The following is a 16,263-nucleotide window of genomic DNA, read 5'->3' as shown; positions in this document are numbered from 1 at the left end:
CCTTTATTTTGCTAATAATATTTTCCAGGCATCTTCCGGTTTCCCTTTTTCAAGATATACCTTCGCCTGTTTATGAATTTTTTCTGTATCACCGCTTTTTACAAGTTCGGCGTCTTCTGAATTTTCTCCTAGGAATGCTTCGATCTCACCGTTTTCTGGCAGAGATTCTACATTGCCTAAAATTCCAAGATCATTTCCCGTTAGCACCTTACTGGTCCTAACATCTTCAGGCATAGCATCTACACCAATTCCCAAAGTGGAAAGAGGCTTTGGAACTTCAAACATTCCTGTTCTGGCACGCGTGTACCAGTTACCGCCCATACGAGCTACCTGGTCTATTTTGTATTGATCTATATACCCGTCCTCGTCAAGGATATCTTCCTTAATATGCATTTTAACCACGTGACAGATCACCAGGTTTCCTGCACCTCCTTCAGTCCCGGTTTCAATTATATCCTGAATTTTACACTCAAACTGAACCGGAGATTCCGCTACGCGAAATGGCTTTACAAGATCTGATTTAAGCATGTTTAGACCCGCCTTTTCAAATTCGTTTACCCCTTCAGCATACTCAGTGCTGGAAAGTGACATTTGCTGAACAATATCATAATTCACAATATTGATCACTACCTCATCTACCTTTTTCGCGTTTTCAAAAGTATGTTTCGTGGTATTATCCCTTCCCCGTCTCGCAGGTGAAAAGATCAAAACCGGCGGATTTGCGCCAAAAACATTGAAAAAACTAAAAGGTGAAAGATTGGGATTTCCCTCAGCATCAATAGTACTTGCAAAAGCAATTGGTCTTGGACCTACCGCACCAAGCAGATACTGGTGTAATTTCCCGACACTTACGTCCTTGGGTTCTAGACTGAACATAGATTAATTTTTGCCAAAGATAAAGAATCGAACAGGGAATGAAAAGCAATGCATTACAATATAAATAGTTTTAAAACGCTTATATTTATTTTTGATTAAAAGCCGGAAACATACATGAATTTACCCGACGAACGCAGCTTTAATCGCTGGTTTATCATTATTTCCTGCCTGGTGGTCATCGTGCTGGTGCTCTGGAATACGAGTATTTTCTTCCAGCGACTAAAAGAGGACGAACGGGCAAAAATGAATATCTGGGCCCAGGCTCAGGAAGAGCTTAGCAACGCCCCTGAAGATGCCGATCTTTCCCTTATTCTAGAGATCTTAAATAATAACACAACCATCCCAATAATTCATACAGATGAAAATGGTGAGATCGTTTATACCACTAATTTAGACCCGACTATACTTGAAGACCCCGAACGCACAAAAGATTATCTTGAAGATCTTAAGGAGGAAAATGAACCTATTGCTGTAGATCTCGGCGACAACCAAATACAGTATTTGTATTACGGAAACTCCCCAGCCCTGAATAAATTGAAGTATTACCCCATAGGTCTTACCCTGATAGGTTTTCTTTTTATTGGAGTAGTCTATTTTTTCTATACCACTACCAAGAATAGCGAACAGAATAAATTATGGGCCGGTATGGCCAAAGAAACCGCCCATCAAATTGGTACTCCGCTAAGTTCCCTTATTGGCTGGGCTGAAATTTTAAAGACCGAAAATGTAAATCCCACTTATGTGGAAGAGATGGAGAAGGATATTGATCGCTTGAGAACCATCACAGAACGTTTTTCTAAAATAGGATCTTCTCCCAATTTACAGCAGACCGATATTGTTGCAGCTACCAGAGACAGTTATGAATACCTGAAAGCAAGAAGCTCGAATCTTATCAATTTCAGTATTAGAGCACCGCGTCAACCAATTAATGTTATGTTGAACGAACAGCTTTATAGCTGGACCATAGAAAACCTGGTGAAAAATGCGATAGATGCCATGCGAGGTAAGGGGGAACTGTTAATTGAGATAAAACAAGACCTGAAACAGGCACATATCTATATCACCGATACCGGAAAAGGAATAGACAAAAATAAATTCAGACTGATTTTTGAACCAGGACAAACCACAAAAAAGCGTGGCTGGGGTCTGGGACTTTCTTTAGCCAAAAGGATCATTGAAGAATATCACCGCGGCAAGATCAAGGTGGCGCAAAGTGAAATAAATAAAGGAACTACTTTCCAGATTAGTCTTAAAAAAGTTTAAAGTTCAGAGATCTTATCTCGCATCCAGTCTGGAACCGGGATGGTCTTATTCTTTTGAAAATCGAAACAAACCACCACATCTGTGCCTTCAGCACATAATTCTCCTTTTTCATTCAGGATCACATGTTTCAGACCGAAACTTTTATTTCCTATAAAATCCAGTTTAGTTTTAATGATCGCTTTTCCGGGGTAATGAAGTGATTTCCGGAAATCACATTTCGTAGAGACTAGCATCGTCCCCTGGCTCGAATTGCGATAATATTCATGGATACCAGAAGCTTCCCAGAAATTCACCCTTCCGCTTTGCAAATATTGCATATATGAAACGTTGTTCACATGCTCATACATGTCCAGATCGCCCCAGTCTATACGCAACTCAAGACTTAACTTGTAATCTGAAAAATCTGTCACAGTTCAATGTTCGATTCGATTGCGGCAGCCAGATCTTTAAATTCCTGCTCGCTCATTTCCACATTATTAGAAAAGTCCATATCCTTCATACTATTCAACGGAATAAGATGAACGTGGGTATGAGGCACTTCAAGACCAACAACGGCCATACCTACCCTTTTACAAGGAACTGTTTTTTCTAATGCAATAGAGACCCTTCTGGTAAATCGCATCAACTCCTGAAACATTTCCTCTTCTAGGTCCCAGATCTTATCGATCTCTTTTTTAGGGATACATAGAACGTGCCCTTTCGCATTCGGCCTGATATCTAAAAAAGCCAGAAACTGACTGTTTTCAGCTACTTTATAGGCAGGCACTTCTCCTTTTACGATCTTGGTAAATAGTGTTGACATGATTAAGTTGGTTTTTAATAAAAATAAAGAATCCTTTCCTCAAATCCGAAATTACAGATGAAAGAAAAGGATTTAATTTTAACTGAAATGGAAAGGATTATTCTCTCCAGATCTCTATAACTTCGAACTTAACGGTTCCATTAGGCACCTCAATTTCTGCGGTATCTCCTACTTTCTTGCCCAATAGGCCTTTTCCAATTGGGGAATCTACAGATATCTTACCCGATTTAAGATCGGCTTCACTCTGGGCCACCAGTTTATATTTCATTTCGGCCCCGTTGGTTTTATTCTTGATCTTCACATGAGAATGTACCAATACTTTTGAAGTATCCAATTGAGACTCATCTATCACTCTGGCATTAGCCACTACCTCCTCTAATTTCGAGATCTTCATTTCCAATAACCCCTGAGCTTCCTTGGCTGCATCATATTCAGCATTCTCACTTAGATCTCCTTTATCTCTGGCTTCGGCAATTGCCTGAGAAGCCTTTGGTCTTTCTACGTCTTTGAGTTGATTAAGCTCATCCCTTAGCTTTTTTAACCCTTCTGGGGTATAATAAGATACTTTGCTCATAACTTTATCGTTTAATTAATCGCGGACAGGAAATTACTCCCGAAACCGGAAAACATACCTTATAATGATTTTAGTAATAAAACAAATCCCTGGGTGCGGAATTGCCCGGATCTAAAAGGTTTTAGCTTTCCGGGTTCAAACTATTGTATCATTAATAGAAAAAATCCCATTTTTAGCGGGATTTCTTTAAACAAATGTAAGAAATTTAATCTTTCGATACAATTATATTATTTTCGTTGTAACTCAATTTTTTATGAAAAAAATACTCTTCTTTTTCCCTTTATTTTTACTAATTCTCGCGTGTTCAAGTTCTGATGATAATTATCAAAATAACCCTAATTTACCCGATGTGAATTTCAGGTTTCAGCTTAACTTAAGTTTTCCTGAATACAACGATCTAGATTACCCGGGTAATTCGTTTGCAACATATAATCACGGAGTTAAAGGAGTAGTGATATATAATATTAATAATTCCCAATACGTAGCCTTCGAATTAAGTGATCCCAACCATCCGCCAAGTAATTGTTCCGGTATGACTGTTAATGGGGTTATCGCCAGTTGCGGATGTGATGATAATAAATATAATGTGATCACCGGTGAACTGGCAGAAGGTGAAGGCCAGTATACCATGAAACCTTACCGCGTCCAACGATCTGGCAACGTTCTCGAGGTCTTTAATTAAAAAAGCCCCCTTTCCGAGCATTACCCTACAATACGGAAAGGAGGCGGCTAAAACCACAAAATTCGTTTAGAACTTAAGCGTGAGTCCTAGCAAAAAGTTAGTAGTGGCTTGTGGGTAATATCCTGCTCCATCAAAGGTTTCTTCGCCAGATGGCAAGTCCTCATTAGGAATATTATAGGTATAATAATATCCGTTGGAGACATATTTCTCATTAAAGATATTATTCACTAATCCGGTTAAAACAATCTCTCTGAAAACCCATGGTTTATTCCAGCTGTACTGAACATTAAAGTCACTAACAAAATAACTATCCAACCTGGAATTCTCAGCCTCGACATTACTCATGAACTGCTCACCAACATATTTTGAAAGCAATTTCAACTCTAGACCATTTACCGGTTCATAATTGATAAATCCACCAGCAACCACTTCTGGTGAAAAAGAAATATCAGTATCACCATATTCTACGAGTTCGCCATTAAAGGTTGAAACAAAGTCAACATTTTTATTCCGGCTAATAGACAGGTTAGACTGTATACTCAATTTCTCCAGCAATCTAACTGTTGCATCTAACTCAAGACCTAACCTGTAGCTATTTCCGCTATTCTGGCGGATAAATGCACCAACATCATCTATACCTCCCGTCAAAACCAGCTGGTTCTGATAATCCATATAATAAAGATTGGCGTTCATCTGAAAATTTCGGGCGGCATGCCTCCATCCCAATTCAAAATCATTAAGCTCTTCAGGTTCTGGATCACCATTTTCATAGTCATTCCTGCTAGGCTCTCTGTGTGCGCGGGCGTAGGAAAGATAGAACTGGTCTGATGGGTTCAACTCATAGGTAAGACCTGCTTTCGGATTAAAAAAGCTGAAGTTATCATCATTAAGAAATCTGGTTTGATTGTCCAGTAGTCCGTCGGTTTCATAATTTACTGTTCTTAACTGAAGATCTGTATATCCTGAAAGCTTTTCGGTAATTTTAAAATTCGCCTTAGCGTAAATATTAAAATCGGTCTTATCTGCCTGATTGAAATAATAAGGTTCGTAAGGATCATTATTCCTGGCAAATCTGGTATAAATAACCTCACCAAAATGATCGCCTTCATATTTGTTCCAGCCACCACCAAGAGTAACGTCCCAGTTAGTATTCTCATAATTCAGGCTGAAAACCGTTCCGTAGAAATGATTATCCAGCCATTTGGTGCCTACGAGATCTGAAGAGGTAACCTCTTCTCCATCGGAGGTAAAAGGACTTAAACCAAATTCTACCAGCTCTGCATCTTCTTCATATTCCTCATAGTAACCTCTTCCATAGGTATAATGCAAGGCGATATTAGAAGACCAGTTACTGTTATAATCCTGGTTCCACAACAATTGATAATGGTCCTGAGCGTAATTATCTGTCTGGTCCTCATAAAATTTTGTGTTCCCATCCTCATCTGTATAAATACCAGCAGGATTAAAGGTACGGTCGTTCTCAAGCGTTTCCTTATCTATACCATACCAGGCCTGGTAAGTTCTTTCATTTCCGCCAAAAGTTATGGCTTTGATAAGGGTATTCTCGTCTACATAAGCACCTTGTAGAAAATAGGATTTCAGATCTGTTGAAGCCCTGTCAATATATCCGTCACTGCGGATCTTCGAGGCCCGACCACCAAAAGAGAAATGATCATTTATAAGTCCGGTACTGAATTTCACCGTGTGCTTAAAAGTATTATAAGATCCAACGCTGTTTGAAACTTCTGCCTGGGCCTTCTCTTTATAGGAATCTGTAAGTATATTAAGACTGGCACCAAAAGCCCCTGCTCCATTTGTAGAGGTTCCCACCCCACGTTGTAGTTGCAAGTTTTCTACAGATGAGGCAAAATCCCCCAGGTTTACCCAGAAAGTCCCCTGACTTTCGGCATCATTATAAGGAATTCCGTTAATAGTCACATTCACCCTGGTAGCGTCACTTCCTCTTACACGAATTCCGGTATATCCAATTCCGTTTCCGGCATCGGTAGTGGTTACCACATTAGGCATATAACTCATAAGAACCGGGATATCCTGACCAAGATTACGGTCTTCGATCTCCTCGTTGCTAAGATTACTGTAGGTAATTGGAGACTTGTCATTGACCCTTACCGCAGAAAGAAAAACCTCATCCAGAGTTTCTTCAGCTCCTGCCAGATCTACATTCAATTGGGTATCTGAATCTAAAAGAAGCTTTTTACTTTTCTGATTTCCGAATGCGAAAACGAGGGTATAGTTTCCTTTTTCAAGGGTAAGGCTATAATTACCATTTTCGTCTGCCACCGTCCCTACTCCGGTACTTTTCACATAGACGGTAGCCTCTTCCAGCGGGTCTCCGTTTTCTGTAATGGTTCCTGATACAGTGAATTTCTGCGCGTAGGTCTGTAGTGAAAAGAGAAACAGACCGGCAAAAAATAATACATTTTTCATTCGTAATAATTTTTACGAATAAAAGGGGCGATTATTCTTTTTGATTTGGTTTAAAAATAAAAAATCCTGAAACTGCCTTATGGCAATAACAGGAGTACATACACTGTGCTTTCGCACAATTCCCTTGGCAGCATTACCTGCCCAGGTTCATTGGGTATGATCTCAGCCATATTTAAATGGCACCCCTTTGAGATTGTGGCGCAAAAGTAATACGCTTTTTTAGAAATACAATACTTTTGAGGAGATTTCACATAATTGGCTTAATTTTAGATAAAACCTCAGTAATGTTTAGTGCTAAACGTTCCATCACTGCAAAAGTTGTAACCGGATATGTCATCGTGGCCATCCTGGCCGCTCTCGCAGTTTGGTATGTATATAACCAGGTGATCTCCTATTCTGAGATCGCTCAATCCAATACAGAAAACAACCGTCAGCTTATTCTGGTTAGTGAGATCACTACAGACCTGAATGAATCTGAGAATACCAGCAGGCGACTTATCCAGACTGGAAAAGAGGAAGATCTGGACCTTTATAATTCCCAAATAGACAGCATCGAATTTAAATTGAGGGAGCTTGAGCAAACCTACGAGGAGATAGATCTGGAAAATGAAGTGGATTCCATTTCAAAACTTTTGGATCAAAAAACCCAGAACCTTAAAGAACTGGTGGCCTTGCGGGATTCAGATAGAAATACGAATTACTATTCCAGGGTTTTAAATGAACTAAAAAAGATCGATGAATCCTTTGCTGATGACGATTATGAACAACGCTTCGCCAATCTGGAACCTCATCAACGGAGGGTGCTTATTAGATTGCTAGAATATGCCAAAGAAGATAATGCCCAGGAATTAACGAATCAAAGACTGGACTCCCTGGTAAGTTCTGTGAAAAAAGTATTATCGGAACTCGAAATGGCCAACCGCCAGTTCAGGAATGAGGTAAACCAGAAAGAAAATGAACTGCTTAACAACGATATGATCCTAAACCAGCAACTGCAAAGTTTGCTGGCCGGCCTGGAACAGAAAGAACGGGAGAATACAGTGCAAAGGGCTGAAACCTTCCAGAACATGCTTAATAAAACTTCCAATATTATCATTATTGGGAGTTGTATCATCTTGTTAACCATTCTTTATTTCATCATCAACATTATTGGGGATATAACACGGAGCCAGCGATACCGGGTGCAATTAGAAGAAGCTAAAGACTTTGCTGAATCCCTTCTGGCCAGCCGTGAACAATTTATGGCTGCCATTACGCACGACCTGAGAAGTCCGCTCACCACGGTAATGGGGTATACAGATCTTATTCAGAAAACAGATCTCAGCGAGAAGCAAAAGCATTATTTGACCCAGATAAAGAAATCTTCAGAATTCATTTTAAGACTGGTGAATGACTTGCTGGATCTTTCAAAACTGGAAGCTGGAAAAATGCTGATAGAGAACCTGTCTTTCAACCCCAAGAAATTAATTCACGATACAGTAAACAATATTATTCCGGCTGAAAAGAAAAAGGATGTAGAGATCGTGATAGAAGTTTCAGAAGGCACTAACGTACAGATCCAGAGCGACCCTTTCAGAATAAAACAGATCCTCGCAAATCTCATCTCCAACGCCTGGAAATTCACTGAAAAAGGTAAAATCGTTATTGCTGCTGAGCTCAAAAAATCAACAGGTGAAAATCATATTCTGGAGATCAGGGTTAAGGATTCTGGGATTGGGATCTCGAAAGAGATGCAGGAGAATATATTTGAAGAATTCTCCCAGGAAAATAGCAGCATTGAAAAAAGATTTGGAGGCTCAGGCCTTGGACTGGCCATTACGAAAAGGCTTACCCAATTACTGGATGGAGAGATCAAACTTGAAAGTGTTCAGGGCAAGGGTAGTGAATTTACGATTTTGATCCCTGTAATAAAACTTTCAGAAACCAGAGAGGAGCCGGAAAGAGCTAAAACCGAGCTGGAAGATGCCGAAACCGCGAATATTGACGCATCTGGAATGAAAGCCCTGGTAATAGACGATGAGCCCGGACAGTTATCATTAACGGTTGAATTGGCCCAGTCTATGGGATTTGAAATAGACACTGCTGAAAACGGAAAGATAGGCCTGGAAAAACTTCATGCCGGCGATTACGATATTGTTCTTACTGATATCCAGATGCCAATTCTTGATGGTTTTGACCTCATCACCACTATACGTTCAAACGAAAAATTTAAAGACCTGCCAGTCATCGCGCTTTCAGGCAGAACCGATATCGAAAAAGAAGTTTATACCGAAGTTGGTTTCAACAATAAACTCCTTAAGCCATATAAGCCAACAGAATTAAAGCAGAATATCGCCGAACTCTTACAATTAAATTATAAAGAAGAAGAGATTACTGCAGCTATCGATAATGACAGGCTAAGGTCAGACAATTACGATCTAACCGATATTTATGAATTTTCAGGAAGGGATGAAGACGCCATGCAAACCATCATACAGGCTTTTCTTGATGGAGCCCAGCAAAGTATGCAGGATTTAAAGACGGCTTATAAGGAAAAAGATACCGATAAAATGGGGAAACTTGCTCACCGCATGCTGCCCATGTTACGACAAATGAAGGCGAATGAAGTTATAGCCATTCTCATGAAACTGGAATCCTGGGATGAAGTCAGCAAACCGGAATTTGATCATTTCGAGAAAAAATTCAAGGAATTAATGGCCGGTCTGGATACTAAAATTACAGTTTAATCCCGTATTGCTTCAGTTTATTGTAAAGGGTCTTACGATCTATAGACAGCATTCTAGCCGCCTTACTTTTATTTCCTCCGGTCTTTTCTAAAGCATCAAGGATCAACTGCTCCTCATTCTTATTTTTGAATAATCCGTAGTCATTCTCATTGGTACGACTGGAAGTCGCGATCTCGTGAGGAAGTACCTTAAGCGGAATGAGATCATCCTTGGTAAGCAACACAGCTCTTTTGACCATATTCTTTAGCTCTCTAAGGTTCCCCGGCCAGTTATAGTTTTTGAAGGCGTGTATGGCCTCATCTGTAAAACCAACAATATTTTTTTCAAGATCTGCATTCGCCTCATCCAGGAACTGGTTGGCAAATAGCATAAGATCTTCTTTTCTTTCCCTTAAAGCAGGCACTTTTATTGAAAATTCATTCAGCCTGTGATACAGATCTTCTCTAAACTCTCCTTCCCTGACAGCTTCAGACAGGTCCTCATTAGTTGCGGTAACCACCCTAATATCTACTTCGATCTCATTATTACTCCCAACAGGCTTGATCCTGCGTTCCTGTAAGGCCCTTAATAACTGTACCTGAAGTTCATAGGTAAGGTTTCCAATTTCATCAAGAAAAAGAGTTCCGCCATTCGCAGCAGCAAAATGTCCTGTCTTATCGTTTATAGCTCCGGTAAATGATCCCTTGAGGTGACCAAAGAATTCACTGGAGGCAATTTCTTTAGGGATAGCCCCGCAGTCTACAGCGATAAATGGAGCCGCGTGTCTTTTGCTTTGTAGATGTATACTTTTTGCGATCTGTTCTTTTCCGGTACCGCTCTCTCCGGTTATGAGAACCGACATATTTGTGGGTGCAACAAGTTCTACATAATCGCTTAATCTGCGGGAAGGCTCACTTACCCCTCTTACGAGATCCTTATTCTCGGTTAGGGGGCCTTCACTTTTTTTAGCAGGTTTAGGCTTTTCTACAACTGGAGCCACTTCATTAGTATGAAGCGCGTTCTCTATGGTCTGTAAGATTGATTCTGGCCTGAAAGGTTTAGAAACATAATCAAAAGCTCCTTCTTTCATCGCATTCACAGCCATACTTATTTCAGCATAACTGGTCATTACTATCACCTGTGTAGAAGGGTTTTCAGTTTTAACATTTTTAAGAATCTCGAGGCCATCATTGTCTGGTAATCTTACATCGGTAAGTACCAGGTCATATTTATCTGAAGAAATTTTCTTAAAGGCCTCAGATGCTGAATAAACCAGTGCTACCTTGTAATCCCTTTTTTCCAGAAAGGTTTTTAACATGGTTCCAAATGCCACATCATCCTCAACGACCAAAACTTTAGACATAGATTAATTTTAAAAAGATTAACAAAGGTAACAATCTTTAAATCATTAGTTTTTAAAAGAAAACATAAAAAAAGAGAGGTTGCTGTACAACCTCTCTTTTCTGGCAATTTGTGGTTATATAATTGCCTTTAACTAATTCCCATTTAACAGATTTTCCGATTACACTTCCATAAACAAGCAAAAAAGTGACCTATAGTGTTAGTTTTTTGGTTGTTTCATCAGGTTATACTCCGATAAAAAAGAGTCACTTTTTTGCAAGTCTGCCGGGGTAGAATTACTTTCTACTTAGCTTTTTCATTGATCTGTCGCCGCGGAGTTGGTTTCTCCTGTACCGGCAATTTTTATTTAGCTGTCCTGATCTTCTTTTTCCAGCCACTTACCATCCTGGTCTACATAGACCTTTTTGGTTTCTCCATTTACATCAAGTTTCAACTTATAGACTTTTTTCTCATCCTTAGTTTTCACCCATGCTTCAGAAGTTGTTGCTCCATTATAATCTGTAGCTACCGCATCTTTTACAGCTTGAGGCAACTCGGCAACATCTACGCTGGCAAATGCCTCCTGCTTCACTTCCATTTCTACAGCTTCAACTTCTTCAATCTCTTCTTCCTGAGCATATGTATTTTGTGTGGCAAAAAACAACGCTCCTACTGTCATAATACTTAATGCAATCTTTTTCATAATCTGTGGTTTTTTGATCTAATTGGTTTGATCTTTAATTAATTATGATATATACAATAGAATAATTGTGCCATTCTCATCAAATTAACGCAAACACCTGTAAAACATATACTTGTTTAAAATCTATAGAGAAAATTTCACAAAATTTTATGTAGAAACCTGTACGAAAATCAACACAAACTGGGGAATTTTCACCTAATGACTCCCTTGATTTCCTGGCCCTAAATAGCGTAAAATAGAAAAGGCTCCAAGATGGAGCCTTTTCAATCCGAAAATCTAAATTATAAAACAGAATAAATTAGTTAGTTGATAATTTATTCCATTCCCAATACTAACCTACTTATTACATTGTAAAAATCATACCACTTGCAATTATGCCCATCTTATTACGTGGAAATACTGAAAAACAAGGCTTTAATAAAATTTGAAAGATTTTAGCCAGAGAAAATTTCCACACAAAAGTTGTAGACTTAACATCACAATTGAGTAAAAATTCCACAGATTTTTATTTCAACGGATCTTTACGATTCGCCTTTATCTCAGATTTTTTCTTTTTGGCTTTCAATCTTTTAAGTTTTGAAGCTTTAGTTGGTTTGGTCTTTTTTCTTGGCTTCTTCTTCTTTAGTGCTTCACCCAACTCAAAAAGAAAGTTCTGAGTCACGATCTCCTTATTTGTGTGCTGACTTCTGGAATCTTCACTCGCCATTTTCAGGACACCATCTTTATTGATACGACCTGAAAGCTTCTTTGAAATTCGTTTCTTTTCATACTCCGATAGGCCTTCAGAACCAGACACATTAAAAGCAATTTCTACTTTGGTGGCTGTTTTATTCGCATGTTGCCCACCCGGGCCAGAGCTTCTAACTGCTTTGTAGTCCAGCTCATTTAGAATAAGCTCCTTATCCATACTATCGAGGCTGATGCGATTCTTTTAACAAGTCTGAGACAGTTTTTACTGGATTAAAAGTTTCTACAGGAACTTCAACAAAAATGGTATTCCATTTTGCCATACCACCATTCCACAAACCAGGTCTTTCAAGAGCCTTCAACGGTTTTCCGTCCTTTGTTTTATCGGCGATAAAGCTCATGTCTTCATCAACATATTCATTGAGATCGTAAGATTCACCTTTATAATCCTTTAATCCGCAAACAATATCTACAGGATTAAAGTGGGTTGCTTCTCTGGCAGTTTTAGCCTGCTCAGGGTTATCGTTATCTATCTGCGCGCCTTCAATGATCTGAAGGGATATTTCGCCATTCTTATCTTTTACCAGGAATGGACCACCTCCGGGCTCTCCTTCATTTTTCACCATTCCACAAACTCTAAGCGGACGATGAAGTTTTTCCTTTAAGTATTCTATAAAAAGGTCTTTTGAAGATGTTCCCTTTATATAAAGTTCTGAATTTAGGAAATCCTGTATTTCGTCTAATTTTTCTGAAGAAACATTGCCTTCTTCCAGGGTCTTTAAATATTCAAAAACTTTCTTCTGAACCTGTAAAAGTTTGCCTCCCAGCATTTTTTTATGATCTACAACACTCTGAACGTTATCTTCAGTTACCACATTATCGATATTCTTAACAAATACGATCTCTTCATCTAGTTGATTCATATTTTCAATAAGAGCTCCATGACCTCCGGGTCTGAAGAAAAGATCCCCATCTTTTGTCCTGAAGGGCTCAAAATTATCATCTACGGCAATGGTGTCGGTTTTTGGATCCTGATAGGAATACTCGATCTCGAATTTCACTCCGGTCTTCTCCTCTACCCTTTCCTGGATCTCTTTCCATTCTCCCTGAAATTTTTCCTTATCTCCTTCAGCTACCGTGAAATGAAGTTTTGCTACACCATCTACATCTATATATTTTGCCGCTTCAAAAAGATGCTCTTCAAAAGCTGTGGCGGTATGGGTACCATATTTATGGAACGGGACCAGTCCTTTAGGTAAATTACTAAGATACAGCCCATCTGAATCCAGAATGGTTTGTACTAGAATTTTATGTTGATGATCATGCGAAAGATCTTCGTAACCGGGATGATTCTCTTTTGCTAGCTTTAAAGCCCTATCATAAAATGGAAGATTATCTGAGTGGTTGAAAAACCTTTGCAGATCTGCATCTTCCTTTTCATCTAGATATCCTCGTAAATTATCATTTTCAGGATCAAATTCATCTGCGAAATTATGCAAGGCTTTGAACATCCTGGTCGCGGCACCAGAAGCTGGCACAAATTTTAAAATGCTATGGTTCTCTTTTTCAGAATCGTAAAATTCTATTAACTGATGCTTTTCTGTGGAATCTATTCTGCTTATACCTTTTCCTACCGTTGCGGCCTCAGTAATATTTACTTTAATATTACCCCGCTTGAAAATGGCAATCTGTTCTTCTACTTCCTTTGTGGTTAATCCTTTTTCTTCAATCTGAAGAATATCCTTCTCACTGAAATTCACGTCTCTCTACTTTTTAATAGTTGGTTTATTTTATTCACTGCGATCTTTAATCGCGTTTCCCGGTCTCCTTTCAAAATCAAATAGGGTTTTTGATGTTGATCTAGAGCTTTTTGAAATCTTTGAAACATTCCCTCACGATCGTGAGGTTTATCCCTTAGATCATCTGGAGTCCAGGGAACATCAATATACGTTAAAAAGTAGAGATGGTAGTGGTTGTTTAACGCATGTTTAAGAAGTTGAGGGTCACAATAGCCCTCGTAATAAGCTTCAGAATAAACTTTAAGTTCAAGTAAGTCTGTATCGCAAATAAGAAGTTCTTCGGCTTTTCTGGCCTGTAAGTTTTCTGCCTGCATCTGGCCCTTTGCAATTGGAATAATATCGCGGGGTTCACAAATACGTTTTTCAGAATCCCATACCTTCTGAAGATACTCCCGCATATATTCCTTTACCATAGGGGCATTGAAATATTCTGCCAGGTCTTCAGATAAGGTGGTCTTACCCGTGGATTCCGGCCCGAAAAGGACAATTTTTATGCAGGTCGCAGGTCGTTGCGCAAGTTTTTCTTCCATGCTTTATAGCCATAAATAGCAATTATGGTAAATACCAGATATTGCAGACTGGTAAAGGTAAGGCCTTTATAAAAATAGAGCGGAACCGAAATAATATCCCCAATGATCCAGTAGATCCAGTTTTCGATCTTCCGCTTAGCCATTAACCACATTCCTACAAAAAAGATGGCTGTTGTAATGGTATCTACATAAGCCGTCCAGTTATTCCATTTATCAAAATATTCATAAACCGCGAAAACAAAAATGAGCGTGGCTATAAAAATGAATACCGATTGAATTTGTTCCCCCCTGGTGGTGCTTGTGATAGGAGTATAATGTTCAGGATCCACTTTTCTGGTCCAGATATACCAGCCGTATATGCTCATTGAAAAATAATAAGCGTTGATCATCATATCCCCTAACAGTTGCCATTGCCAAAGCAGATATACAAAGATCATCGTACTTACGATCCCGGTGGGATAGACAAGAATATTGTTCTGTTTGGAATACCATACCGAAAGAAAACCAAAGATCACCGCGATGATCTCAAGAATTATAAATAAAGTAGGATATCCAGAATACTGATCAAAGAAAAAATCAAAAATCGGCTGCATAATCGCTACGATCAGATTTTACGATTTTTACATACATCAATCCACGATCTATCGCTTCAAAGGCATTTTTGATCTCTTTATTTAATAAGCCCATCACCTCATCATAATCTCCATAAACTTGGGTGCTTAAAGGATTTTCCTTTACCGTGAGACCGGATTCTCTCATCTTCTTAATGAAATTTATGATCGCTGGTTCATAATCATCCTGAATAGGAGTAAGCGTAAGTTCTACTGAAATGTTCATAGCATTATATTTTGCCCACCAAATCTAGCCATTTTCTTTTGAAATTCTGAATCACGCAACCATTCCTGCTTTTTTGCATCTTAATCAAAACGCTTTCTATGAAATTTCGATCGCTTTGGATCATTTTCTCTAGCTTTATTTTATTGACATCCTGTGAAAATGATGAAATAGAGTCAGAATGGGTAGATGTTACTGTGATAGGTGAAGCAGTTGACTGCAGGGAGAATTGGATTATAGAATATGAGGATCCGGTTTCAAATGATGGGTTTGACAGATTTCAGGAAATAGGCCTTCCTTCAGAATATAAAACAGAAGGCCTGGAATTAAATCTGAGGATCAGAGATCCGAAAAAAGAAGAAAGCTTTCCATGTACCTCCTTAGGAATGAGTTATCCTCTTAAAGTGATCCTGGAAGCTAAAAGAGAATAGAAAGATTTATCTCATGGAGTGAATCCCTATCATGTTACCTTCGGTATCCTTAGCCAAACTGATAAAACCATATTCCCCAATAGACATTTTTGACCTTACCAGCTCACCGCCAGCCTCTTTAACTCTTGCTTCCTCAACACTACAATCCTCACTTCCAAAATATACGATCGTACTATTCCCTCCAGCTTTCACGTCTTTAACATGAACCAGGGCTCCTGAAGTTTTCCCTTTAGAATCCATATCGCCTGGAAATGCAAGCATTTGAAAATTTTCTTCTGTAGGATCTCCCAATGGGGAAAGTTCTGTCTTAAATACTTTTTCATAAAAGCTCTTTGCTCGGTCCAGGTCGTCCACATATATTTCAAACCAAACCACCGGATTTTCAGTTTTCATAATTTACTGATTAAGTGTTAGATATACCTAAATTTAAAATTTTGAATTGGTTTTAATAGTAGAGTTTTTGCTAGTTTTTTGTCATGTAGGACAGTTTTGTCCTGCGCTCAGGATGATATTTAAAAAGTAAGGTCATTCTGAACTCTGAGCATTTCTGGAGACCCTAAAACAAGTTCAGGGTGACGGGAAAAAAAT

At 38.9% G+C, this 16,263-nt stretch carries 17 protein-coding genes and 1 riboswitch; of the genes, 4 read left to right on the top strand and 13 right to left on the bottom strand.

What is annotated here, in order from left to right; genetic code table 11:
- Window positions 1–3: 3 nt before the first annotated feature.
- A complete protein-coding gene (locus G3I01_RS06235; protein ID WP_219552083.1) occupies window positions 4–876 on the bottom strand; it encodes a flavin reductase family protein in 873 nt (290 codons plus the stop codon).
- Window positions 877–990: 114 nt separating this feature from the next.
- On the opposite strand from G3I01_RS06235, the gene G3I01_RS06230 reads away from it, so the two are divergent.
- On the top strand, window positions 991–2,139 hold the full coding sequence (locus G3I01_RS06230) for a HAMP domain-containing sensor histidine kinase (protein ID WP_219552082.1): 1,149 nt from the start codon (window positions 991–993) through the stop codon (window positions 2,137–2,139).
- Here G3I01_RS06230 and G3I01_RS06225 read toward each other — a convergent pair.
- From G3I01_RS06225 to greA, 3 genes are all read right to left on the bottom strand, one after another.
- Entirely contained in the window at window positions 2,136–2,549 is a 414-nt protein-coding gene (locus tag G3I01_RS06225) for a thioesterase family protein (protein WP_219552081.1), read from the bottom strand. The two genes, G3I01_RS06230 and G3I01_RS06225, sit on opposite strands and share 4 nt — an antisense overlap.
- On the bottom strand, window positions 2,546–2,941 hold the full coding sequence (locus tag G3I01_RS06220) for an HIT family protein (RefSeq protein WP_219552080.1): 396 nt from the start codon (window positions 2,939–2,941) through the stop codon (window positions 2,546–2,548). The genes G3I01_RS06225 and G3I01_RS06220 overlap by 4 nt, the downstream gene beginning before the upstream one ends.
- 97 nt (window positions 2,942–3,038) lie before the next feature.
- Window positions 3,039–3,515 carry a transcription elongation factor GreA gene (greA, locus tag G3I01_RS06215; protein ID WP_219552078.1) on the bottom strand — a complete coding sequence of 159 codons (477 nt, stop codon included), beginning with the start codon at window positions 3,513–3,515 and terminating at the stop codon, window positions 3,039–3,041.
- Window positions 3,516–3,768: 253 nt separating this feature from the next.
- Here greA and G3I01_RS06210 point away from each other — a divergent pair, with 253 nt between their 5' ends.
- On the top strand, window positions 3,769–4,197 hold the full coding sequence (locus G3I01_RS06210; protein WP_219552077.1) for a hypothetical protein: 429 nt from the start codon (window positions 3,769–3,771) through the stop codon (window positions 4,195–4,197).
- Between the two features lie 66 nt (window positions 4,198–4,263).
- Here G3I01_RS06210 and G3I01_RS06205 read toward each other — a convergent pair whose 3' ends face one another.
- On the bottom strand, window positions 4,264–6,645 hold the full coding sequence (locus G3I01_RS06205) for a TonB-dependent receptor (RefSeq protein ID WP_219552076.1): 2,382 nt from the start codon (window positions 6,643–6,645) through the stop codon (window positions 4,264–4,266).
- Window positions 6,646–6,747: 102 nt separating this feature from the next.
- A riboswitch (TPP riboswitch) is annotated at window positions 6,748–6,842 on the bottom strand.
- A gap of 87 nt (window positions 6,843–6,929) precedes the next feature.
- On the opposite strand from G3I01_RS06205, the gene G3I01_RS06200 reads away from it, so the two are divergent.
- Entirely contained in the window at window positions 6,930–9,371 is a 2,442-nt protein-coding gene (locus tag G3I01_RS06200) for an ATP-binding protein (protein WP_219552075.1), read from the top strand.
- Here the strand turns inward: G3I01_RS06200 and G3I01_RS06195 are convergent.
- The 7 genes from G3I01_RS06195 to G3I01_RS06165 all read right to left on the bottom strand — a co-directional run bounded on the left by G3I01_RS06195 (window position 9,361) and on the right by G3I01_RS06165 (window position 15,247).
- A complete protein-coding gene (locus G3I01_RS06195; RefSeq protein ID WP_219552074.1) occupies window positions 9,361–10,713 on the bottom strand; it encodes a sigma-54 dependent transcriptional regulator in 1,353 nt (450 codons plus the stop codon). The genes G3I01_RS06200 and G3I01_RS06195 overlap by 11 nt on opposite strands.
- A gap of 345 nt (window positions 10,714–11,058) precedes the next feature.
- On the bottom strand, window positions 11,059–11,394 hold the full coding sequence (locus G3I01_RS06190; protein WP_219552073.1) for a hypothetical protein: 336 nt from the start codon (window positions 11,392–11,394) through the stop codon (window positions 11,059–11,061).
- 505 nt (window positions 11,395–11,899) lie between these two features.
- On the bottom strand, window positions 11,900–12,301 hold the full coding sequence (arfB, locus tag G3I01_RS06185) for an alternative ribosome rescue aminoacyl-tRNA hydrolase ArfB (protein ID WP_219552071.1): 402 nt from the start codon (window positions 12,299–12,301) through the stop codon (window positions 11,900–11,902).
- 1 nt (window position 12,302) lies between these two features.
- Entirely contained in the window at window positions 12,303–13,841 is a 1,539-nt protein-coding gene (locus tag G3I01_RS06180) for a DUF4301 family protein (RefSeq protein WP_219552070.1), read from the bottom strand.
- The gene (locus tag G3I01_RS06175) at window positions 13,838–14,410 is read right to left on the bottom strand and encodes an ATP-binding protein (RefSeq protein ID WP_219552069.1); all 573 of its coding nucleotides are present in this window, start codon (window positions 14,408–14,410) and stop codon (window positions 13,838–13,840) included. The genes G3I01_RS06180 and G3I01_RS06175 overlap by 4 nt, the downstream gene beginning before the upstream one ends.
- Window positions 14,371–15,003 carry a nicotinamide riboside transporter PnuC gene (pnuC, locus tag G3I01_RS06170; RefSeq protein ID WP_219552068.1) on the bottom strand — a complete coding sequence of 211 codons (633 nt, stop codon included), beginning with the start codon at window positions 15,001–15,003 and terminating at the stop codon, window positions 14,371–14,373. Before pnuC ends, G3I01_RS06175 begins: the two co-directional genes overlap by 40 nt.
- Window positions 14,987–15,247: a YkoF family thiamine/hydroxymethylpyrimidine-binding protein gene (locus tag G3I01_RS06165; RefSeq protein WP_219552067.1), complete on the bottom strand. Its 261-nt coding sequence runs from the start codon at window positions 15,245–15,247 to the stop codon at window positions 14,987–14,989. Before G3I01_RS06165 ends, pnuC begins: the two co-directional genes overlap by 17 nt.
- Before the next feature lie 98 nt (window positions 15,248–15,345).
- Between G3I01_RS06165 and G3I01_RS06160 the strand changes: the two genes are divergently transcribed.
- Window positions 15,346–15,675: a hypothetical protein gene (locus tag G3I01_RS06160; protein ID WP_219552065.1), complete on the top strand. Its 330-nt coding sequence runs from the start codon at window positions 15,346–15,348 to the stop codon at window positions 15,673–15,675.
- A 6-nt stretch (window positions 15,676–15,681) separates the two neighbouring features.
- On the opposite strand, the gene G3I01_RS06155 is transcribed toward G3I01_RS06160, so the two are convergent.
- On the bottom strand, window positions 15,682–16,068 hold the full coding sequence (locus tag G3I01_RS06155; protein WP_219552063.1) for a VOC family protein: 387 nt from the start codon (window positions 16,066–16,068) through the stop codon (window positions 15,682–15,684).
- Between the last annotated feature and the right edge of the window lie 195 nt (window positions 16,069–16,263).

This window comes from Gramella sp. MT6, from assembly GCF_019357415.1.
Lineage (GTDB): Bacteria > Bacteroidota > Bacteroidia > Flavobacteriales > Flavobacteriaceae > Christiangramia.
The sequence above is the reverse complement of the archived record's forward strand: the minus strand, read 5'-3'. Positions and strand labels throughout refer to the sequence as shown.